Source organism: Hymenobacter sublimis, assembly GCF_023101345.1.
GTDB lineage: Bacteria > Bacteroidota > Bacteroidia > Cytophagales > Hymenobacteraceae > Hymenobacter > Hymenobacter sublimis.
The window spans coordinates 2772905-2794872 of record NZ_CP095848.1 but is presented as its reverse complement, the minus strand read 5'-3'; the positions used below and the strand labels follow the sequence as shown (position 1 = coordinate 2794872).

At 61.2% G+C, this 21968-nt stretch carries 21 protein-coding genes; 8 read left to right on the top strand and 13 right to left on the bottom strand.

The window, feature by feature from the left end:
* Positions 1-98: 98 nt before the first annotated feature.
* Both MWH26_RS11605 and MWH26_RS11600 read right to left on the bottom strand, forming a co-directional pair.
* Positions 99-614: an NUDIX domain-containing protein gene (locus MWH26_RS11605; RefSeq protein ID WP_247974417.1), complete on the bottom strand. Its 516-nt coding sequence runs from the start codon at positions 612-614 to the stop codon at positions 99-101.
* Between the two features lie 114 nt (positions 615-728).
* Positions 729-1337, bottom strand: coding sequence for a DUF4126 domain-containing protein (locus MWH26_RS11600; protein WP_247974416.1), 609 nt, complete (start codon positions 1335-1337; stop codon positions 729-731).
* A 260-nt stretch (positions 1338-1597) separates the two neighbouring features.
* Between MWH26_RS11600 and MWH26_RS11595 the strand changes: the two genes are divergently transcribed.
* The 3 genes from MWH26_RS11595 (at position 1598) to MWH26_RS11585 (ending at position 6011) form a co-directional block, all read left to right on the top strand.
* Positions 1598-3814 (top strand): ATP-binding protein, encoded by a 2217-nt coding sequence (locus MWH26_RS11595; protein WP_247974415.1) that lies wholly within the window; start codon positions 1598-1600, stop codon positions 3812-3814.
* Positions 3815-3847: 33 nt separating this feature from the next.
* On the top strand, positions 3848-5272 hold the full coding sequence (locus MWH26_RS11590; protein WP_247974414.1) for an ATP-dependent DNA helicase: 1425 nt from the start codon (positions 3848-3850) through the stop codon (positions 5270-5272).
* A 199-nt stretch (positions 5273-5471) separates the two neighbouring features.
* Positions 5472-6011 carry a DUF1573 domain-containing protein gene (locus tag MWH26_RS11585; protein WP_247974413.1) on the top strand — a complete coding sequence of 180 codons (540 nt, stop codon included), beginning with the start codon at positions 5472-5474 and terminating at the stop codon, positions 6009-6011.
* 75 nt (positions 6012-6086) lie between these two features.
* Here the strand turns inward: MWH26_RS11585 and MWH26_RS11580 are convergent, their stop codons facing one another.
* From MWH26_RS11580 to MWH26_RS11560, 5 genes are all read right to left on the bottom strand, one after another.
* A complete protein-coding gene (locus tag MWH26_RS11580) occupies positions 6087-6464 on the bottom strand; it encodes a DUF423 domain-containing protein (protein ID WP_247974412.1) in 378 nt (125 codons plus the stop codon).
* Positions 6465-6595: 131 nt separating this feature from the next.
* Positions 6596-7258: a YggS family pyridoxal phosphate-dependent enzyme gene (locus MWH26_RS11575; protein ID WP_247974411.1), complete on the bottom strand. Its 663-nt coding sequence runs from the start codon at positions 7256-7258 to the stop codon at positions 6596-6598.
* A 222-nt stretch (positions 7259-7480) separates the two neighbouring features.
* A complete protein-coding gene (locus MWH26_RS11570; RefSeq protein ID WP_247974410.1) occupies positions 7481-8530 on the bottom strand; it encodes a vWA domain-containing protein in 1050 nt (349 codons plus the stop codon).
* Positions 8531-8563: 33 nt separating this feature from the next.
* Entirely contained in the window at positions 8564-9505 is a 942-nt protein-coding gene (locus tag MWH26_RS11565; protein WP_247974409.1) for a hypothetical protein, read from the bottom strand.
* A 64-nt stretch (positions 9506-9569) separates the two neighbouring features.
* Positions 9570-10469, bottom strand: coding sequence for a DUF58 domain-containing protein (locus MWH26_RS11560; RefSeq protein WP_244696775.1), 900 nt, complete (start codon positions 10467-10469; stop codon positions 9570-9572).
* A gap of 37 nt (positions 10470-10506) precedes the next feature.
* On the opposite strand from MWH26_RS11560, the gene MWH26_RS11555 reads away from it, so the two are divergent.
* Positions 10507-10905 carry a DUF4296 domain-containing protein gene (locus tag MWH26_RS11555; protein ID WP_244696774.1) on the top strand — a complete coding sequence of 133 codons (399 nt, stop codon included), beginning with the start codon at positions 10507-10509 and terminating at the stop codon, positions 10903-10905.
* Here MWH26_RS11555 and MWH26_RS11550 read toward each other — a convergent pair.
* From MWH26_RS11550 to egtB, 6 genes are all read right to left on the bottom strand, one after another.
* Positions 10902-11234: a tRNA-binding protein gene (locus MWH26_RS11550; protein ID WP_247974408.1), complete on the bottom strand. Its 333-nt coding sequence runs from the start codon at positions 11232-11234 to the stop codon at positions 10902-10904. The genes MWH26_RS11555 and MWH26_RS11550 overlap by 4 nt on opposite strands.
* A gap of 363 nt (positions 11235-11597) precedes the next feature.
* On the bottom strand, positions 11598-12167 hold the full coding sequence (locus MWH26_RS11545; protein WP_244696772.1) for a DUF922 domain-containing protein: 570 nt from the start codon (positions 12165-12167) through the stop codon (positions 11598-11600).
* Positions 12168-12288: 121 nt separating this feature from the next.
* Positions 12289-13665: an MATE family efflux transporter gene (locus MWH26_RS11540; protein ID WP_247974407.1), complete on the bottom strand. Its 1377-nt coding sequence runs from the start codon at positions 13663-13665 to the stop codon at positions 12289-12291.
* A 99-nt stretch (positions 13666-13764) separates the two neighbouring features.
* Complete coding sequence (locus MWH26_RS11535; RefSeq protein WP_247974406.1) at positions 13765-14892, bottom strand: pyridoxal phosphate-dependent aminotransferase; 1128 nt, start codon at positions 14890-14892, stop codon at positions 13765-13767.
* A 43-nt stretch (positions 14893-14935) separates the two neighbouring features.
* A complete protein-coding gene (gene egtD / locus MWH26_RS11530; RefSeq protein ID WP_247974405.1) occupies positions 14936-15976 on the bottom strand; it encodes an L-histidine N(alpha)-methyltransferase in 1041 nt (346 codons plus the stop codon).
* A 115-nt stretch (positions 15977-16091) separates the two neighbouring features.
* Complete coding sequence (gene egtB, locus MWH26_RS11525; RefSeq protein WP_247974404.1) at positions 16092-17390, bottom strand: ergothioneine biosynthesis protein EgtB; 1299 nt, start codon at positions 17388-17390, stop codon at positions 16092-16094.
* A gap of 259 nt (positions 17391-17649) precedes the next feature.
* Between egtB and MWH26_RS11520 the strand changes: the two genes are divergently transcribed.
* The 4 genes from MWH26_RS11520 to MWH26_RS11505 all read left to right on the top strand — a co-directional run bounded on the left by MWH26_RS11520 (position 17650) and on the right by MWH26_RS11505 (position 21882).
* A complete protein-coding gene (locus MWH26_RS11520) occupies positions 17650-17886 on the top strand; it encodes a KGG domain-containing protein (protein WP_244696769.1) in 237 nt (78 codons plus the stop codon).
* A gap of 180 nt (positions 17887-18066) precedes the next feature.
* Positions 18067-19140 (top strand): o-succinylbenzoate synthase, encoded by a 1074-nt coding sequence (locus MWH26_RS11515; protein WP_247974403.1) that lies wholly within the window; start codon positions 18067-18069, stop codon positions 19138-19140.
* A gap of 83 nt (positions 19141-19223) precedes the next feature.
* A complete protein-coding gene (locus MWH26_RS11510; RefSeq protein WP_247974402.1) occupies positions 19224-20519 on the top strand; it encodes an aspartyl protease family protein in 1296 nt (431 codons plus the stop codon).
* A gap of 193 nt (positions 20520-20712) precedes the next feature.
* Positions 20713-21882, top strand: a complete 1170-nt coding sequence (locus MWH26_RS11505) for a lysophospholipid acyltransferase family protein (RefSeq protein ID WP_247974401.1) — start codon at positions 20713-20715, stop codon at positions 21880-21882.
* Positions 21883-21968: the final 86 nt, after the last annotated feature.

The window sequence follows — 21968 nt, the reverse complement described above, 5'->3', positions numbered from 1 at the left end:
TACGTAGGAGCCAGCCGACTCAAAAACCGGGTTGCAAACCGGCCCTACACAGCTAACAGGCCAGCAAATAGGCCAAAGGGCTGAACCCCACTAGGAGCCTACCCTTGTTGAAACCGAATCTGAGGAATAAACACGTCATCGGGGCTGATAATGTCGCGGAGTACGGGGTGGACCTGCGAGGGTAGCAGCTGGCCCAGCTGGCGCGGCGTGACAAACTCTAGGTGAGTGAGTAGTTGGGCTTCGGCGGCGTGTTCGGGGTCGCGGCCAAGGGTAGGCGTAGCAGTTACGTCGAGGGGGCGCACTTCAAAGAACAGCTCTAGGGCCTGCAGCGTCGGACTCCGGAATTCGTGCAGGTGTAAAAATCGACCTACACTAACGGCTAGGCCCGTTTCCTCTTGAAATTCCCGAGCCAAGCACTGCTGCAGCGTTTCCCCAAATTGCCAGCCCCCGCCCGGCGGCGACCAAAACGGCAACTGGTTGGGTAGCAGCCCGCGGTGGGCCGTAAGCAGCAGGGCATCTTCCCGAACCAGCAGGCCGCACACCCGAACCCGGGCAACGCCGGCGTAGGCTTCCAGCAGGGAGGCGGAAGGAGCCGCCGAAGAAAAGTCAGTCATAAAAAAAGCACAGCACCCGGGGCGGGCTAACGCGAAGACGCAAGCTTACGAAGAAAGCAGGCACGCGGGTTCATTAACTGCCGCCCCCAGGGTTTTAGTGTGCTCAACAGCGGCTTATTCCAGCCCACCAGCGGCTGGCAGCCCACCCCGGCGCACTGCCCGGCGCTGCCGCCAGCGCCGCAACCGAACCAGCACCCACACCACGGTGCCTACCGCCAGCGCGGCTACCAGCAACGGCAGCAGCAGCCCCAGGGCCGCGCCGACAATGGCCAGCAAGTTTTCAACCGTAGCCAGCACCGGGTTGCCCAGCCCAGCCGTGGTAACGGTAGAGCCCGCCCGCAGCAGGGAGGTGCCCGTTTGAATAATGCCCGCCGTGCCGCCTCCTACCAGTACGCCCAGCCCCCAGCGCAGCACCGGGGGCATGTCTGGCAGCGCCGAGGTCATCAGGATGGTGCCGGCCAGAAAGGCCGCCGGACCGGTAATGGTATCCAGTACATTATCAACCACGGGCAGGTAGTAACCCAGAATTTCGGCCACCGTGGCCGTGCCCAGCACCGCTACGGCCGGCCAGGTACCCAGCCACGCAAAGCCCACGGATGGGGTCAGGTACCCGGTACGGTAGGCTAGGGAAGCTGCTAGCAGCGGCACGAATACGCGGAAGCCGCTGCAGGCCGCCAGCGCCAAGCCCAAAGCACCCGCCAGAAGATAATCTAGATGTTCCATTGCCAACAGGCTGAGTACGAAGGAAAACCACGGGCACCGCGCGGGCCCTGCAACCTGCAAAATATACGGAACCTTGCGGGCATCACGGCAATTGCTTCGTCTGGCCTTGGTAGGAAGCTACTCCGCAGTCGGCTACGGGAGCAGCGAAGGGTGGGCCTGGAAAGCCCGAGCTTCGGGGCCCAGGTCAGGCCGGAGTCTGCTGTTTTCTTCCCAACTTGGCGGGCCGGCCAGCACCTCCAGTGGTGCCGCGCTCAATTGTTATGAAGTGGATTATTACGGTGCTACTGCTGCTGGTAGGCCGGCCTATGGTAGCACAACACGGGTACTGGGCCGCCGACTTTGATTCGCTTAACCACGTGTTGCGGCGCCAGCAAGCGGATACCGCTCGGGTGCGGACGCTTACCCACATGCTGGATGTAGTGGAGCTGACCGAAGTGCGGCGGCGCGTGCAAGTACTTCCCCTCCTGGATGAACTGTTCCGGTTGAACGCCCGCACGCAGCAGTTGGATGAAGCTCCGTACCGAGAGCTGCGGGCTGGCGTGAATTTCTGGGTGAAAACCCGCCAGCCCCGCCAGGCTTTGGATGCTCTGCACCAAGCCATTGAGCTGTTTGACGAGGCCCGGCACCCCATTCCTTTGCTTTTGATTGACCTGGGTCCGCTCTACAATGAGCTGCGGGAATCCGACGCCCGCTTTGCCTATCTTAGCCGCAAGCTCACGCAGTACCGGGTGCAGGGAGCCATTGAAAATCAGGCGGCTTGCTACCTGGTGCTGGGCGGCACCTTCCGCCACCGCGGCGACTACAACCAGGCCATTAGCTACTACCTGCACGCGGCGGACCTGTTTCAGGGGTTTCACCGCCGCTTATACACCAACGAGCTGATGGTGGCGGGCACAACCTACGCGGAGTGGGGCAACGCCCAGAAAGCACTGCAGTACCTAAAGCAGGCGTCAGAACTGAACCGGAAATACCGCATCAAGGGGCTCCAGCGCCTGTTTGGGCTGCAGGCCGTAACCAAGCTCTACCTGCAGCAGGGCAACCTTGTAGCAGCCCTGCGCTACGCCAATCAAACCCTGGAAACGGCCCGCCTCGACTCAGTCGATAAGCTGCCATTTACGGCGTACGGCCTCGTGCTGAAAAGCCAGGTGTTGCTGGCCCAGCACCAACCCCAGCAGGTAGGGCCCTTGCTCGCCCGGGCTCAGCAAATTGCCGATTCCCTGCGCATGCCTATCACGGGCCGCCCCGGTGAGTTTGCCCTCGATGCCACCTGGGCCCAGTATTACACTGCCCGGCAGGACTACCCCCGGGCCGATGCGGCCTGGCAGCGGGCCTACGAAAAAGCCACGGCCGCTAATTTTCAGATGCTGCGTCCCAAGTACTTAAAACAGATTATTCGCTTCCAGGATGCCCGGGGCGCGGCCGAGCCCCTGCGCAGGTACACCCGAATCTACCTCGACCTAATGGATACCCTGAATGCGGCCCAGGGCAACAACCTGCTGGCTCAGTACGAAGGAGAACGAATAGAACAGGCTCAAAACAACCAGATTATACGCCTGCGCCACGAAAAAAGCCTGCAGGGCCTACGCCTCCGGCAGCGGAATCAGTTGCTAGGGGTAGCGGCCGTGGCTATTCTATTGATTTCGGGGCTGGGCTTGGCCGTGTACCGGCAGCTGCACTTGAACAAGCAGACGTTGGCCCAGCTGCGCGCTACCCAACACCAGCTGGTACAGTCCGAGAAGTGGGCCTTCGTGGGCGAGGTATCGGCGGGCATCGCCCACGAGTTGCAGAACCCGCTTAACTTCATGAAGCGGTTTGCCGAGGTCAGTACCACCATGGTCGATACCATGCATGAAGTGGGTAGCAAGCCCGGGTTGGAGCAGAAGATTCTGCTGGGGCTGCGGCAGAATTTGCAGGAAATCAGCCAACACGGCATCCGGGCCTCCGCCATTATCAAAGACATGCTGGAGCACTCCCGCGCCGGTACCGGGCAGCGCGAGCCCACCGACCTGAACGCCCTGCTGCTGGAATACCTGCAACTGGCCCGGCAAAGCCCCGAGCTGCGCGACCAAGCCCTGACCGTTGGGGTTGAAACGGACCTGGCCCCCAATCTACCCTCACTAGCCATGGTGCCCTCTGATATGGGGCGCGTGCTGCTGAATCTGTTCACGAACGCCTTATATGCTGTGGCCCAGCGCCAGCAAACCGGCGAGACAAACTACCAGCCGCTAGTGAAAGTAGGCACCCAGGCCGGGCTGAATGGGGTGGAAATTTGGGTGCAGGACAACGGCGCCGGCATGTCGCCTGAGGTTTTAGCCAACATCTTTCAGCCTTTCTTCACTACCAAGCCCGCTGGTGAGGGCACGGGCCTGGGTCTTTCCTTGAGCTACGACATCGTGAAAAGCCACGGGGGCACCATCCGGGCCGAGTCGGAGGAGGGTAGGGGCTCGAGGTTTGTTGTAACCCTGCCGGGAGCTTAAAGCGGCGTAGCTTTGTTACCCGAATACACCCCTATGCTCTCCGTTAGAACTCCCTCCGTCCGCGACTATTTCCCCTACGAACCTACCCAGGACCAGGCTACACTGTTTCGACAGATGGATGGCTTTCTGGGCGACGCTTTGCCGGGGCGCAAGGCCTTTATTCTGCGCGGGTACGCCGGTACGGGCAAAACCACCGTGGTTAGCGCCCTGGTGCAGTGGCTGCACCGCATGGGCCGCAAGTACGTGCTGATGGCTCCTACCGGCCGCGCGGCCAAGGTAATGAGCACTTACTCGGGGGTAGCAGCCAGCACCATTCACAAGAAGATTTACCGCCAAACCAGCGGTTCGCCCAGCCAAGGCCTCTCGTTTCAGCGCCAGCCTAACCGCGCCCAAGACACGCTTTTCATCGTGGACGAAGCCTCGATGATTTCCGACGAAAAGGCTTTTGGCGAAAACGGCCTGCTCGACGATTTGATGAACTACGTGTTCGAGAAAACCTCGAACCGCCTGTTGCTCATCGGTGACACGGCCCAGCTGCCGCCGGTGGGCCAACTGCTCAGCCCCGCCCTCGACGCCGAGCTGCTGCGCCACCGCTTCCGCGCCCAGGTCGATTCGGTGGAATTGCGCCAGGTGATGCGCCAGGCCGAGCAGTCGGGGATACTGATGAACGCCACAGTGCTGCGCGAAGAACTGCGCGAGGAGCACCCCCAGATTACCTTTTTCACCAAAGGCTACCCCGATATTTTCTCGATGGGTGGCGACAAGCTGGAAGACGGCCTGCGCTGGGCCTACAAGAACTTCGGCCACGAGAACAGCACCATCATCTGCCGCTCCAACAAAAACGCCAACCAGTACAACCAGTACATCCGGCGCATTCTGTTTGAGGCCGAGGATGAAATTGAGTCGGGCGACTACCTAATGGTGGTGCGCAACAATTACTACTGGCTGCCCAAGGATTCAGAAATCGGGTTTTTGGCCAACGGCGACTTTGTGCAGGTAGTGAAAATTGTGCGGCTTACCGAGGAGTTCGGCTTCCGCTTCGCCGATGCCCGCGTGCGCCTCGTGGACTACCCCGACGAGCCCGACATGGAAATCAAGCTCCTGCTCGACACCCTGCACACCGAAAGCCCGGCCCTGCCCGCCGACCGAAACAAGGCCCTTTACGACGCCGTGAGTGCCGACTATGCCCACCTCGAAACCAAAAAGGAGCGGACCGCGGCTATGCGTAAGGACCCCTTTTTGAACGCTCTGCAAGTAAAATTCGCCTACGCCCTTACCTGCCATAAAGCACAAGGCGGACAGTGGCAGGCCGTTTTCGTGGACCACGGTTTCCTGAAGGAGGACATGGTAAACAGCGAATTTGCCCGGTGGCTGTACACGGCCGTTACCCGTTCCTCGGAAAAGCTGTTCCTGTTGAACTTCAACAAGAAACTGCTCGCCGACGAAACCCAGGACTGAAGTGTCCTTTCAAGCGTCCTGCTTGATGCGCAGAATGCTCGGAAGGACAGAAGTAGGCTGAAAAAGAACGGAACCTTGTTGGGTTGCTGTTGTTCTTCACGTCAGCTTCAGGGGCGCAGGTGAAAACTGGCACGTAACTTGGCTCGGGCCCCGAAACTCGTATTTTTGTTTACCTCCAACGCATTCAAGCTTTCATTCCATGAAAAAAGCACTTTTCCTTGCTCTTTCGCTGTCCGTAATGGGCTTGGCGGCCCAGGCACAGACGGCAGCCGTGAAGCCGGCCAATGCCCAAACCAAAGTGGCCGGCCCGCAAATCCAGTTTGAGGAAATGAAGTACGACTTCGGCTCCATCAAAACCGGCGACGTGGTAGAGCACACCTTTAAGTTCAAGAACGTAGGCACTCAACCCCTGGTGATTTCCAACATCGGCGTGAGCTGCGGTTGCACTACCCCCGATTGGACCAAGGAACCCGTGATGCCTGGCAAATCGGGCACGGTTACGGCCAAGTTCAATTCGGCCGGCAAAATGGGCATTCAAAACAAAGTGCTGACCATTGAGTCTAACTCGGCCGGTGGTAACGCCATGGTGTCGCTGGTGGGCGACGTGAAAGATGCCGCCGCGGCCATGAACGTAGCTCCCGCTTCCTCCGACGTATCGGCCCCCGCTGACGTGAAAGAAGCCAAGCAGAAAACCAAAATCAGCGACAATAAAATCAAAGCCAAGCGAAAGGCTTCCTAAGCAGTGCGCTTCGGTACAGAAAGCAAAAAGGCTTGCCATTCGGCAAGCCTTTTTTGTTTGGGGCAGCATCTTGCGCTATACGTGGCGGGCGGCCAGCAGCAGCACAATCCAGCCGGCAACAAGCAATACGCCCCCGATGGGCGTAACGGCCCCCAGCTTGGTAATGCCCGTCAGGCACAGCACGTAAAGCGAGCCGCTGAACACGAGCACGCCACCCAGCCACAGCCAGGCTACCGTGCCCAGACTGCGCAATTCCGGCTTTACGTGCAGCAAAATGCCTACCGCCAGCAAAGCCAAGGCGTGGTAAAACTGGTAGCGCACGGCGGTTTCAAACGTTTCGAAGCGGCCAGATGCTTCCAGCATTTTGCGCAAGCCATGCGCCCCGAATGCCCCGATGCCCACGCCCAAAGCCCCGAGCAGGGCTGCCAATTGAAGAATAAGACGAGCCGTCATAGGAGTCTGTTGGAGGTGTTAAGTGGTAGTGAACCGGTGGTTTATTGTTGTCAGTTACTGGTTGTTGGTTGTCAGACTAGCGCTCCTGTCGGCTACGCAACCACTACTCCCTGACAACGGTAAGCTACTCGTTAGCGGGAGCCAAAAATAGCGCTGCCCACCCGAATAAGCGTGCTGCCTTCCCGCAGGGCCAGGGGGTAGTCGGAGCTCATGCCCATAGAAATTTCCCGGAACGCCTCATCCTCAGCAAAGTACAGCGCTTTCAGCTTGTCGAAGTAGCCGCGAAGCTGCCGGAACTCCCGGCGCAACTGGTCCTCATCCGGGGTGTTGGTGGCAATGCCCATCACGCCGGTCAGGCGCACGTGCTGCAACCCCCGAAACTCCGCCGACTGCAACATCTGCTCGGCTTCCGGCAGGCTCAAACCTGTTTTGGTTTCTTCGGCGGCAATATGAAACTGCAGCAGCCCCTCAATCACGCGGTTGTGCCGGGCCGCTTGCCGCTCAATTTCCAGCAGCAACTTTAGGCTGTCGATGCTCTGAATGGTGTGCACAAAAGGAGCAATGTACTTGACCTTGTTGGTTTGCAAATGCCCAATCAGGTGCCACTGCACATCGGCAGGTAACTCCGGCTGCTTGGCCGCCATTTCCTGCACCCGGTTTTCGCCGAAGATGCGGGCTCCGGCCTCATAGGCTTCGCGCAGGCGCTCTACCGGATGCGTTTTCGTGACGGCCACTAGTCGGGCGGCCGTGCCGGCAAGGTCTTGCTGAATGCGGTGCAGGTTGTCGCGAATCACGGATTGAAGCGGATTAAATACAGAGGTACACGGATTTTGTGGACGACAAAGCTACATGCCTGCGCCGACAATGGCTTTTGACTAGCAATACAGCATCAGGGCTGGACAGTTCTTATAAAACTTGGTAAAGAGAAAGCCACGCAAGCAGCCTACGGTTTAGCCCTCAACTGCGCCCCTCATGAAATCTGAGTACCTCCGTGTTAAGCCGCTTCAATCCGTAATTTAGTCTTCCAGCGCATTGGTAAGGAAGGTGTTTTTCAAACCCAGCCACACTAGCCACAGCCCTAGGCACCAGAACAGGTAGATGCGGTAGTAGTCGCGGGTGTTGCGGTAGCGGGTCTGCTTGATTTCGGACTTCTCGTAGCGGTTAATCTGGGTGAAAACCTCGCGCAGGCCGGCGTTGTCAGTAGCGCGGAAAAATCGGCCTTCGCCGGCCTGGGCAATTTGCCGCATGGTAGTTTCATCCAGGCGCGTGGTAACGTAGGTGGTGCGGCCCGTCTCGTCGGTGCCGTAGGGCACCACGCCGTCCTGCCCCAGCCCAATAGTGTAGAGCTTCAGGCCGTAGGCGTGGGCCAGCTGAGCCGCCGTGAGCGGGTCGAGGGAGCCGGCCGTGTTTTCGCCATCGGAAATCAGGATGCATACTTTGCTGCGGGAGCGGGAGTCGCGCAGGCGGTTGGTGGCCACGCCCAGGGCCGTGCCAATGGCCGTGCCATCGTTGGCAATCATGCCCAGGCGCAAGCTCTGGAGGTTGTCGCGCAGCAAGTCGTAGTCGGTGGTGAGCGGGGCCAGGGAGTAGGCGTCGCCAGCAAACACCACCAACCCGATTCGGTCGCCCTGGCGCCCGTCGATAAACCCGCGGGCTACGCGCTTAGCAGCTTCCAAGCGGTTGGGGCGCAAATCCTGCAGCTCCATGGAGCCCGACACGTCCAGCACCAGCAGAATATCAATGCCTTCGCCGCTTTGCACTACCCGCTCATCGGTGCGCTGGGGACGGGCCAGGGCCAGAATGGCAAAGCCCATGCTCAGGGCCAGCACCACATCGGGCAGAAAGCGGAGCACCGTACTCCAGTCGCGCGGCAGCTGCCCGGCCACAAAGGCTACCCCCAACTTGGCTCGGTGCCGGCGAGCTAGAGCCCAGCGTAGCACAAACAGCAGGGGCACTAGCGGCAGCAGCAGCAGCAGGCGGGGCTGCTCCCAGGTATAGCTGGCCAGGGTAGCGTAGCGCACGCTATCCAGCACGGGAGCCAATACATCGGGCCAGAGCTGCGGCATAGGGCAAAAGTAGTGATTCGGCCGGTCTGGCGGCTAAGCCGCCGGAGCCTGGGGCCGCCGCGCCGTGCCTGCAGCCACGGGCTCACCTAGCTGACGCAATACGTGGGTGTACTGCCGCTCGGCAAAGCTGCGCAGCAACTCAAAAGCCAGGTCGGTTTCCGTATCGTCCTCGGAAAACTGGTTGCCATAAATAACCCGGTCGGCCAGGCGCAGGGCCAAGCTTACGTCGGCGTCGTTCTGGTAGTGGGCCACAATTTCGCGGGTGGTCAGGCTGGTGATGTTGTAGTCTTCGAGCGTGGAGAGGTAGTTTTTCCAGAGCGTAATGGCGCGCTCCATGTTGGTCAGGGAGCGGGACAAGGTGAAGCGCTCCACGTGGCGGGCGTACTGGGCCAGAAAGTAGGCGTGATTTTTCCGGAGCCGGTAGCGGCGGTAGCGTTGGCGCAGCCCGCGCCGGAAGCCCAGCACCACCGCGCCCACCAGCAGCAACAGCAGCGCGGTTCCCGCCAGCCAATACGGGTAGTTGAACTGGGGTTCCACGGGCAGCAGCTGCAAGTTCTGGCGCAGCACGGGCGCTTCGCCGGCGCCGGTGGGGGTAGGAGCGGTGCGCACCAGCCGGACCTGGGCCGGGGCGGTGGGCAGCAGCAGCGTGTCGCGGCCGCTGAGCACGGTTACGGGCAGTACCAGCGTCTGCACGGAGTCCAGGGCGAAGGTGCGCAAGCGGTACACGGCCCGGTCGAGGCTGCGGCCCTGGCGGGTGCGGGTGGGGTAGTAGCGCCGCCCCACGTATTCGAAGGGGCTGAAATCGGCGGCGGAATCGGGGAAGATGACCTCCAGGGTGGCTCCGTGCCGGTAAAAAAGCTCGTAGTCAATTACCTCGCCCACGCGCACGGTAGGCCGCTGAAACCGGCCAGTGGGGGCTTCGGAAGCCGCTGGAGCAGCTTGGGCCGCAGTTAGTTGTGGTAGTAACCCCAGCACGAGGCTCAGTAATACGGCTCGGGCAGCGGTGCTACTTGGTTGCTCAGAAAGAAAGCGGAGCACCTTACCCACGACCCCCACGCTGGTTGCGCCGCCGGAACAGATGCACCAGCTGCGGTACAAAATCCGTGTCGGTGGCAATGGACAGATATTCGGTGCGGTGACGGCGGCAGATCTGGCCAATCTGCTCCCGGTTCTGCTCGTAGGTAGCGCGGTAGCGGGCCCGAAAGGCGGCCGAAGACGTATTCACCCACACCGTGCGCCCCGATTCCTGGTCGTGGAGCGGAATGATGCCCAGGGGCGGAAACTCCCGCTCCCGCTGATCCAGCAGCTGCAGCACAATCAGGTCGTGCTTGCGGGCTAGCATGGTCAGCTCCCGCTCGTATTCGGCATCAATAAAGTCGGAAATCAAGAGCACGATGGTGCGGCGCTTGAGCAGTCCCAGGGCCTGCTTAATGCCGCCCGCCACGGCCGTGTGGCGGCTGCGTGGGGTTAGCTCAAACAGGCGTTTAATTAGCGAATAGGCGTGCCGAATGCCCTTGCCGGGAGCTAGGTACAGCTCCTTCTGGTCGGAAAAAGCCAGAATGCCGAGCTGGGCATCTTGCCGGGCGGCGGCCAAGGCCAGCACCCCACAAATTTCTCGGCCCACGTCAATCTTACGCCGGGCCGCAGCTCCTACCTGCTGGGAGGCGCTGACATCGAGCAATAAAAGCACCTGCTGCTCCCGTTCTTCCTTGTAGGTTTTTACGAAGGTGCCGTGCCCTTTGCTGGAAACGGCCCAGTCAATGGCGCGCACCTCGTCGCCGTACTGATACAGCCGTACATCATCAAACTCCAGGCCTGTACCTTTAAAAACGGAATGAAAATCGCCCTGTAGCTGGGCATCTACCGCCTTCAGAATGCGGATTTCCATTTGCCGAAGCTTGCGGACGAGGTGCTGGAAAGGCGAATCGGCGGGTTTCATTTAGACTAAACTACGGGTTCCTCCTAACTTTGCCACTGTGAAAAAATATTCGTTTCGTGTGATGACGTGGCTGGGCGCTTTAACCCTGCTGGTTACGGCCTGCCAGAAGCCGGATGAGGTAGCGCCCCCGCGCCAGCTGATTCCGCGCGAAAAGATGGTGCGCCTGCTCATTGAGCTCCACACGCTGGAAGCCCGTACCGACGCCGCCGGCCTGCCCACCGACTCAGCGCGGGCCTTATTTCACGTAGCCCAAAAAAATCTGTACTGGCGCTACGAGGTCAACGATTCCTCGTTCACGCAGAGCTACCGCTACTACGCCATCCACGATAAGGACCTGGATGAAATTTACGCCGCGGTGGTCGACAGCCTGGCCCTGCGCGAAGCCAAGCTGCAGCCCGCTGGCACGCCCCAAGGACCCGTAATCAACCGCAACTAAATTAGGCGGCTGCCATTGGGCACGGGCCCGGCCACGGTGGCCAGCACAATGTGGCCCTCAGCATCAGCGGCTCCGGTAACGAGCACCTCGGAAAGGAACTTGCCAATTTGCTTGGGCGGAAAGTTCACGACGCACAGCACCTGCCGCCCTAGTAGTTCGGCCGGCTGGTAATGATGCGTTATTTGGGCGCTGGACTTCTTCTGTCCGATTTCGGGGCCCAAGTCAATGAGCAGCTGGTAGGCCGGCCGCCGGGCCGCCGGAAATTCCCGCGCCTCTACAATCGTCCCGACCCGCACATCAACGCGTTCAAATTCAGCCCAGGTTAGCATATGGTGGAGTTGTGAAATTATGAAGTGGTGATTGAGTGAGGTAGCAGCGTAAAGCAACTACGCTATGGGCAGCAAAACCCAAGCGGCAAAGTGCAACTGCTCACGTAAAAAAGAAATTAACGCCGCTACGCTATCCTAACGCGGGGGCACGACGGAGCCACCCAACTTGACCAACGTGCTACCCCTCTGACATGTGACAAGCCCTTACCTCCAGCACAGAAGTAAGGGCTTGTCAGGCTAGAAAGCTTGTCATAGGCAGGGGAGGAATGGCTTCGGCGCCCTCGCCATGACATATTTGAATGCGAGGATGGGTAGCGCCGATCTGCTCGCCATGACAACTCACTCATTCACCCATTCACCGTTTTACTGCTTCACCAGGGCAAAGGCCTGTAGCTGCTGGAGTTTTTGCTGCACTTGCTGCTCCCAGGCTTGCTGGCGAGGGAGGTTCAGGCCATGATTGGTTTCCTGGTCGTAGCGGGCTTCTTCGCGCTGCCAGGTCAGGAAGGCCATTTTGGTGATGTTGCTGAAGGCCGGCTGCAGCTTTTCACAGTCGAACTTGACTAAGCTCAGCTTCTGGCGTAGCAGCCGGGCGTGCACCTCCGTCAGATCAAAATGTACCTGCTCGTGGCGCAACAGGGCTGGAGTGGCCCGTTTGGGGTCGCGCACCCACGACTCGGTGGGCACGAACACCGCCTGTACCTGAGCCGAGAAAACATAATCGACGCAGCCTACCTTGGCGTCAATGGTGGAAGAAGTAAGCGCCGCCAGCCGGTCGGAGGTTGGGCGGCTTTTGAAGTCTTCCCAAGTAAGCTGCCGGTCGGCCCGCCACTCAAGCCTGGCCGGAGCCGGCTTTGCGGCCGGGGCCGCCGCGGCCGGACCTTGCCCGGCGGTAAAGAAACTCAGTAACAAGGGCAGCGACAGAGGAAACAGCATGTAGCGCTAAAGAAGCTAACGAGAAAAGATAATCAGCTGGCAGAAACCTACGCCCGGCACCCGCACCTTGTACACCTTGGTGAGTTGTTTCTGGTCGGGCAGCAGATTCTGGCTGTGCTGCTTAACGCGCGGCGAGGGCCGCTTCGTTCACGGGGGTGGCGGTTAGTACCGGTCGGCGTCGGAAACGCAGCAGCAGCACGCCAGCCACCAGGCTCAGGCCCGTAAGCAGGCCCACCCACACGCCCGTAGCGCCCCAGCCCAGCCGGAAGCCCAGCACGTAGCCTAGGGGGAGGGCGGCGGCCCAGTAAGCCAGCAGCGCCACCACAGAGGGGACCTTCACATCCTCCAGCCCCCGCAACGCCCCCAGCCCTACCACCTGCAGGCCATCGGAAACCTGAAATGCGGCGGCAATGAGCAGCAAGGAGGCCGCCTGGGCCACTACGGCGGGGTCGTGGTTGTAGTACAGCGGGATGGAGTGGCGGCCCACTACCAGCAGCACGCCCATCAGGCTCATGAAGATGAAGGTGAGCAAGTAGGCCGCCAGCCCAGCCTGCCGGGCCCCGTGGGCATCCTGGCTGCCCAGGTGCTTGCCCACCCGAATGGTAGCCGCCGCCGCAATGCCGCTGGCCGCCATGTAGGTAACGGATGCCACGTTGATGGCAATATAATGTGCGGCTAAGTCGGTGGCGCCCAGCCAGCCAATCATAATACCTGAAAAGCTAAAGGCTCCCATTTCAAACATCATCTGCACGCCAATGGGTGAGCCCAGCCCCAGGAGGCGGCGCAGGACGGTGGCATCGGGCCGCAGGTTGCGGGCAGCAGCCTCGCGGTAGGGGCGCAGGCGCACGGCGCGCAGCACATAGGCGGCCATGAGTACGGCCATGAGCACGCGGGCCAGCAGGGTAGCCCAGGCCGCGCCCATCATGCCCAGCTCCGGCAGGCCCAGCTTGCCAAACACCAGCCCGTAGCAGAGCACCGCGTTCAGCACGTTGGCCTGAATGGAAAGCAGCATGGCCTGGCGGGTAAGCCCAAGGCCTTCGGCAAACTGCTTGAAGCCTTGAAACACCATCAGGGGTAGGAGTGAGAGAAACAGGACGCGCACCCAAGGCGTGGCTAGCGCTACTACCTCAGCGGGCTGGTTGAGGTAGGGCAGCACCGTGGGCACTAGCAGGCCGCACAAAGCCAGCACTACGCCGGCCGCCAGACTTAGCCACACCCCGTTCACCAGCAGCCGGCCCAGGCCGGCCACGTCGCGGCGCCCATCGGCGGCGGCTACCAGCGGCGTGATGCCCATGGTCAGGCCCAGGCCGAGGACCATGATTACAGTGTTCACGTTGACGCTGAGCGAAACAGCGGCTAGCGGAACCTTGCCCGTCTGGCCAACCACCATCCCGTCGCAGACGTTTACCAGCACATGACCCAGCTGGCTGAGCATCACGGGATAGGCTAAGTCGAGGGTGGGCAGCAGGTGGGAGCGAAGCGAGGAGCGGGAAGACATACGGCAGCAACAAGAAGCAGCAAAGGTACAACCTCCCGTTCCCGAACCTTTCATACCTCCTCCAGATAGTGGGGCCGGTCGGCCGACTGCGTCGGCCGCTTACCTGGCAGCAAACGGAGCGCCCAACCCCACGCGCAGCCGCTCCAGTGCTTGCTCCAGCTGGGCCATTGGCACCGCATAGGATAGCCGCCCGAAGCCCGGCGCGCCGCACGTTGCGCCATCCACCACTGCTACGCCAGCTGCCTGCAGGCGAGCTACCAGCTCAGCGGAGGCGGCAGCGGGTTCCAGCTCAGGGCGCAGGTAGGCGCGCAAATCCGGGAAAAAGTAGTAGGTCGCCTCGGCTTGCGGCGGGGGCACCTGGGGCAGCAGGGCTAGCTCCGTTTGCATTAGGTGGCGAGCGGGCTGCAGGTTCTCAACTAAGCCCCCAGCAATAGCAGAGGCGTTATGTGTGGCGGCCAGGGCAGCGTGCTGCTGCAGCACTGGCACGGCGCTACCCGTAGCGTGCAGCTTGGCCACGCAGGCCTGGGCTATAGCCCGGGGAGCCACCAAGTAGCCAATGCCCCAGCCAATCAGGGCCAAAGACTTGCTGTACCCATTCACCACCAGGTGCCGCTGGTGCGGGTCGGGGAAGCTGAGCAGGGTAGGCACTGGCTCGGGGCCGAACGTAATGCCGTTATAGATTTCGTCGCTGAGCACGAACAGGTCGGGGAAGTCTTGCGTCACACGCAGCCAGCCCGCTATTTCCGCCCGCGAGTACACCCGGCCCGTGGGGTTGTTCGGGTTGGAAAGAAGCACCAAGCGGGTTCGGGGCGTGAGGGCCGCCCGCAAGGTTTCGGGCGAAAGGGCATAGTTATCGGCTGAATTGAGAGGTAGGACCCGCACGATGCCCCCCGCCCGCGTAACTAGTTCCCAGAAGCCAAACCAATTGGGAGTAGGCAGTAACACCTCGTCGCCGGGCCGAAGAACGGCTTGCAGCAGGGCAAATAGCGCCGCTTTGGTGCCACCCGTCACGACTACCTGCTCAGGCTGAACCCGATCCGCCCCGGCCTGCTGGTAAAACTCGGCTAGCGCTGCCCGCAACTCGGGTAAACCAGCCACCTCAGCTACGGGCAGCGGCCCGGTTGCCTGCAGCAGGCGCAGGGCCGCTGCTGTAGCCACAGCTGGGGGCGGAAACGAGCCGTAACCGGAGGCTAGGTTAATTACATCAGGGGCAGAAGTGGCGGACATAGCGAAGTTAAGCGACCCCTCTGCCGTTCTGGCAAGGGCGGTGTCAGGGGGTGGGTTGCAGAATTACGTCCGCAAAATAGTCCTGGGCATCGGTAAAAAACTCCTGCACCGTAAAGCCCGCCGCCTCCGCGGTAGCCGCAATGCCGGAGCGGGTGAATTTGTAGGAATTTTCGGTGTGAATCATTTCCCAAGCGGCAAAGTCCACGGCCCAATTCAGGGTAGCGAACTGGACCGTTTGGGCCCGGGAACTCACCAGGAAGGACCGCACGGCTCCGCTCAGCGGGTCATAATCCGTGTAGTGCTGCCACTGGGCTAGGTCGAAATCAGCGCCCAGCTCCCGGTTTAGGCGGCGCAGCAGGTTCAGATTGAAACGGGCCGTTACGCCCTGGCTGTCGTCGTAGGCCGCCCGAATAAGCCGCGGGTTCTTTTGCAGGTCGAAGCCTACCAGCAGCCGGTCGTCGGGGGTGAGAGGTAGGGCCAAATTCTGCAGAAAGCGGTGCCGGTCCTCGGGGAGAAAATTGCCGATGTTCGAACCCAGGAACAGCACCGCTTTGCGGCCCGGCCGGCTGGCCATGAGCCGTAACGCATCGGCGTAATCAGCCACTACGGGCTCTACGTGCAGGGTAGGCAGCTCAGCGCGCAAGCTGGCAGCCAGTCCCGCCAAAGCAGCCTCCGAAATATCCACCGGCACGTAGGTAAACTGAGCTCCGGTTTCCAGCAGATGGCGCAGCAGAATCTTGGTTTTTAGTCCGTCGCCGGCCCCCAGCTCCAGCAGGAAAAACGGCTCCGTGGGCTCCTGCGGGCGCAGGGCGGCACCAATGGCGGCTTGGTGCTGGGTTAGCAGGGTAAACTCCGTGCGGGTAGGGTAGTACTCCGGCAGGGCCATAATCTGCTGAAACAGCCGGCTACCCTCGTCATCATAGAAATACATGGACGATAACGCCTTGAACGGCCGGCTCAGCCCCGCTCGCACGTGCTGCTGCAAGGCACTGGCCGGGGTGGGCGCGCTGCTGTCTTGTGCGGCGGTAGAGGTGTCGGTTGGGGGTAGGGCAGGGGCAGGGGCGGAAGCAGGAGCAGAACGCATAGCAGAGACGAGGGAAAGGAGACGCCGGGTGCCGGCCGCCGGGCGCAAAGTAGAACAATGCGTGTGAGCAGTAGCCAAGCAGTGCCGGGAAAGGTGCGGTGGCAGGCGGCCGGAATCAGCGGGCCAGCCGGATGCCTGTAAATTGCCAGCGCTTGTCGGCGTGAAAAAAATTGCGGTACGTGAGGCGAATGTGGCTTTGGGGGGTAGCGCAGGAGCCGCCCCGCAGTACCATTTGGTTAAGCATGAATTTGCCGTTGTATTCGCCCAGGGCGCCGGCCGCGCGCCGGTAGCCGGGGTAGGGGTGGTAGGCCGAATAAGTCCACTCCCAGGCGTCGCCGAGGAGCTGGTGGCACTGGTCAGTAGGGGCGTCTGGGGCCAGAGGTTGCGGGTCGTAGAGGCCACTTTCAAGGAAAGTGCCCGTGGGCGTGGCCCCGAACTGGCGGGCAGCAATTTCCCATTCCTGCTCCGTGGGCAGGCGGCAGCCCCGCCAGTGTGCGTAGGCATCAGCCTCGTAAAAGCTAATATGCGTCACGGGGGCGGCTAGGTTCACGGGTACCAGGCCGTGGTGGGTGAAGCGGTGCCACTGCCCGTCGCGCAGTACCCAGTACAGAGGAGCTTCCCAACCCTGCTGCTGCACCAGCTCCCAGCCCTCCCCCAGCCAGTAGCGAAAGTCGCGGTAGCCGCCGGCCTCCATGAACTCTAGGTATTCAGCGTTGGTAACCAGGCGGTTTTGCAGCTCGAAATCAGCCACGTAAGTATTGTGCGGGGCCTGCTCGTTGTCAAAGCAAAACCCTTCCCCGGCAAACCCAATGAGGTGAATCCCGCCCGCCACCGGCAGCCAGCTAACAGGCGGCGCCGGTGAGGTAGCCGTTGGCAAGGCCGGCGCCGGTTGGTAGGCCGGAGCCAGCGGACTGGTGCTGAGGATGTACTTGATATCGGTGGCTAGCAGCTCCTGGTGCTGCTGCTCGTGCTGCAGGCCCAGCTCAAAGAGTTCCTGAAACGCGGCCGGTAGCGTGTCTTGCAGGGCCAGCAGCTCCTCCATTTTCCCATCTACAAAAGCTCGGTATGCATACACCTCCTGCAAAGGCGGGCGCGACAACGTGCCGCGGTCAGCGCGGTTAACGCGGGAGCCCAGGGAGTTGTAGTAGGAGTTGAACAGGAAAGCGTAGTCGGGGTGGTAAACCGAGTAGCCCGGCAGGTATTCCCGCAGCAGAAACGTTTCGAAAAACCAGGTAGTGTGGGCCAAATGCCACTTTGGAGGGCTCACATCAATGACGGGCTGCACCACGGTATCCTCGGGCAGCAAGGGGTGGCACAGGGCCTCGGTTTGTTGCCGCACGGCGCGAAACCGGCTGAGCAGGGCCGGGGCAGCGGGGGCCGCGGCGGCATGTATGGGAGCAGAAGTCAGGTTCATGACGCGAAAAGTGAGAGGCTAGCACTCCTGCTAAACGGCAAACGGGGCGGGTAGTTTTGCGGCCAGATGGTGCGTAAGCTCGGCGGTACGTGTTTGACGTAAGGGCCGCGTATAATTACGGGCAGCTCCTCAGTACAAAGCGGTATTTTACAATTACAAATTGGTTTTTGGCCATTTCTCCGGCATCTTGAGTTACCTCAGGCCGTAAAAAGAACACTTTTCGACCTGAGTATTCCTTTCCACACTTACCCCACGAGCTATGAACACCAAATCTGCCAATCGCACAAACTCCACTGAAACGCCCGTTTTAAAGCGTCCGCGGGGCTTTGCCGCCATGGACCCCGCCACCCAGCGCCGCATTGCCAGCGAGGGCGGCCGCGCCTCGCACCAGAGCGGTCGGGGTCATCGTTTTACCTCAGAAGAAGCCCGGGCTGCTGGCCGTAAGGGGGGCCAAGCAAGCCGCGGCCGCGGCACGCAGGGCACTGCCGCTGAATAAGCTTACCACTGAGGACAACGACGGAGCTGGTTTTACCAGCTCCGTCGCTTTTATAGCGCCGCTCCGGCATCGGGCTTCCGATGCCGGAGCGGCGTTTGCCGTGGGGGCTACCCCGCCGCGGGGTGGGCCGTATATTGCCGCTCCTAGCCGTTCTGTACCTGCCACCCTGTTTGCCTTGCCATGCTCCAGCTCCGCCTTTCCCGCCGCGTGTTGCACTTTAATTTTCCGGCCCGGACTTCCCGCGGAGCCCTTACCGAGCATGTAGCGCACTACCTGCACCTGCACGACTCCGCCGAGCCTCAGGTGGAAGGCCTGGGCGAAGCGGCCCCGTTGGCTGGCCTCAGCCCCGACTACCGCCCCGATTTTGAAGCTACTCTGGAAGGATTCGTGCGGGAGTTCAACCGCCGCCAGCTCCGGGAACTGCTACCCGAGGAAGCCGCCGAACTGGTAGGCCCCGAGTGGCCCGCGCTACGCTTCGCCCTGGAAACGGCCGTCCTCGACCTGCAGCACGGCGGCCGCCACTTGCTCTACGACACGGCCTTTAGCCGGGGCGAGGCTGGCGTACCCATCAACGGCCTGATTTGGATGGGTGAGGCGGCTTTTATGCGCGAGCAGATCGAAAAAAAGCTGACCGAAGGTTACACCTGCCTGAAGCTTAAAATTGGCAGCCTCGACTTCGCCACGGAGCTAGACTTGCTGCGGGAAATACGGATGGTAGCGGGGCCCGAGCGTCTGACCCTGCGTGTGGACGCCAATGGCGCATTTGCCCCCACCGAAGCCCTGCACAAGCTGGAGCAGTTAGCCCGCTTCGAGCTGCACTCCATTGAGCAGCCCATCCGGGCCGGGCAGTGGGCCGCCATGCGCGAGGTGTGCCGCCACTCGCCGGTGCCCGTAGCCCTGGACGAGGAGCTGATTGGCCTGACGGAAGTCGCCCAGCAGGAAGCCTTGCTAGAACAAACCCGCCCCGCCTACCTGATTCTGAAGCCTACCCTGGTAGGTGGCCTCCAAGCCAGCCAAGCTTGGGCCGCCCGGGCCCAGGCTCAGGGCATTGGCTGGTGGCTTACCTCGGCCCTGGAGTCGAACGTGGGGCTGAACGCCGTGAGCCAGCTGGCTAGCAGCTGCGCCCAGCCCGGTTTTCCGCAGGGATTGGGCACCGGCCAGTTGTATCATAACAATGTGGCCGCGCCCCTGCGCATTCAGGAGGGCCAGCTCTATTACAATCCGCGGGGCGTGTGGGAGAGGCCAGAAGGCTGAGTTTTTGTTGGCAACAAAGCCTAGGTAGCGGGTGCACGGAATAGGATTTTTGGTTAACTTACCAGGCCCACCTTCCCACCCCTATGTTCGTGCTAGTCTGCGCTTTTCTGCTGTTTTCGGGCCGCGCTCGGGCGGTAGGAATCCGTATGCTGCTGGCCCTGGCACTTGGGTGCTGCTTGAGCGCCGAACCGGTGCGGGCCCAGCATGCCTCGTTTCACTTGGCGGGCAAGCAGAAGCACCGGGTTCATGTACCCTTCCTGTTGCAACGCAACCTGATGGTGCTACAAATCTGGCTGAACAACAAAGGGCCCTTCAATTTTGTGCTGGACACGGGCATCAACACCTCCCTGATAACCGATCCGCGTTTGGGCCAGGAGTTGAACCTATCGGTGGGCCGGCGCTTCCTGGTTGCCGGGGCCGGGGAGGAAAATCCGCTGGAGGCGTTTCACATACCGGCCGTGGCCGTGCGCCTGCCGGGCAAGGCAGAAGCACCGGCCCTGCCCTTTCTGATGCTCTCCGATGATGTGCTGAACCTGTCCGGCTACGTGGGCATCCCCATTCATGGCCTGTTGGGCTCCGACGTTTTTCAGAGCTTTGTGGTGGAGGTAAACCCCGCCGAAGAACTAATTACCCTGCACAACCCAGCCTCCTTTCGCGCCCCGCGCGGCCGGCGCTGGGCCCGCATCCCCCTGGATATGGAGGGGCGCAAGCCCTACGTTACGCTGCCCGTCCAGTTGAATGATTCCCTGAGCCTACCCCTAAAACTGGTACTCGACACCGGCGCCGGCCACGCCCTGTCGGTTGAAACCACCTCCGACGCGCGCCTGGCCGTGCCGCCTACCCGGTTGCGCACCCAACTCGGGCGCGGGCTCAACGGCAATATCAACGGGTATTTAGGGCGCGTACCGGCCCTGCAACTGGGGCGCTACCGGGTACCGGCCCTGTTAACTTCCTTTCCTGACGCGGCTGATGTAGCCATGCGGGCCGATGTACCCCGCAATGGCAACCTGGGGTTTGAACTGCTTAAGCGCTTTACCGTCATCATTGATTACGCCCACAACCAGCTGCTGCTCCGCCCCAACCTCACCTTCCGCGACCCATTTGAGCACGACATGTGCGGGTTTGAGGTGCTGGCGACGGGCCCAAACTACCGGCAATACCGCGTACTGCGCGTAGATGCGAGCGGCCCGGCGGCTGAGGCCGGCATTCGGCCCGGCGACGAAATTTTGTCCATTAATCTGCTGCCCAGTGATGCCATCAGCTTAACCCAGCTGAGCCGGCTCCTGCATTCAGCCGACGGCCGCACCCTCTTATTTGTGGTGCGTCGCTCCACCGGCGACCTGTTCACGACGGCCGTACGCCTGAAACGGCAGATCTAGTGCGGCCCAGCCCAGCAACTCCCGGCACAAAACCAAAACTCAGCTATTTGGGCTGGAGCGCAGCCATCTGCCCCGGCGGGGCGTAAACGCTCCGGAGCCAGCCCGCTGCACGCGTCGGCTTCGCTCGTCAAAATCCGTACCTTAGAAGCTGCCCCATTCCGGTTGCTTTCCCACGCCCGCCCATTTCTTCCGCATGGCTTACCCCTTGTCTGCCGCGCAGCTTCAGGTGCCACCCGCCATCCAGGCGAATCAGCATATCTACTCTGATTATTTCGACGAAAATTTCGTGGAAACCCTGGACCGCAACATTCTTCAGCTGCTCGACCGGGTCTGGTTTCGCTCGAAACTGGTGGGGTTCGAGAATTTCCCGCAGCGCAACCGGCCCGACCGGCCCCTGATTTTTGCCTCCAACCACTCCGGTATGGCTTTCCCCTGGGATGCCATGGTAGCCTTGTCGCACCTGTGGCGCCGCCTACCCAACCTCTCCGATTTACCCCGGCCCCTGTCGGCGCCCATGCTCTCCCAATCGGTACTGATGAATCCGTTTCTGGTGAAAAACTTCTGGAAGAAGTGCGGCTGCGTGGATGCTACTACGCTCAACTTCGAGACGATGATGTACTACCAGAAGCATAACCTGATGCTCTATCCCGAGGGAGTGGCGGGCATCGGCAAGGGCTTCAACCGGAAGTATCAGCTGCAGCGCCTAGCTACCAGCATCGTGCGCCTGGGCATTGAGCACCGCACCGATATTGTGCCCTTTTACACCATCAATGGCGAGTACCTGAATCCTCACGCCTACAGCTGGGATTGGGTGAACCGGCTAAGCAAGAAAATTGGTATTCCCTTTATCCCGATGGGCCCAATTCTGCTACTGGTGCTGCTGCAGCCGTGGTTTTTTTACATGGCGTTTCCCGCCAAACTCACCTTTGTGCTGGGGCAGCGCATCCGGCCCTACGAGCTGACGAACAAGGCTACCCCCGAGCTAACCCGCCCCGAATACGAAGAGCTGTCGGGCCAGATTCGGGACCGGATGCAGACGGAGCTGGACGCCGCCGTGCAGCAATACGGGCAGCAGCCCTACCGCTGGGCCGAGCTGTGGCAGCGCATCAAGGAGAACTGGCGCTACTTCCCGTTTTTCCTGCCCTGGGCCTGGCCGGCGCTGTTTCGGGAGTTTGAGCGCCAGTACGTGCACAACGGCCGCCGCGACTTCACCCTGGATTTGCGCAGGCCCGGTGCCTACTGGCGCATGCTGTGGCGCAATCCGTTCACCCTCACCTTCTTTATTCCCGTATTAGGGTGGATTCCCATTGCCATTCGCGGCTACAAAGGCCACCGAATCGGGAAAAGCCAACCTGCCAAGTGAATGGGCACCTGCTCCCACGTCTGGGCCACCCTTGTAATGAGCACAAGTTGGTTCTGCGTCGGGCGGGCCACGTAATCTGACGGGGG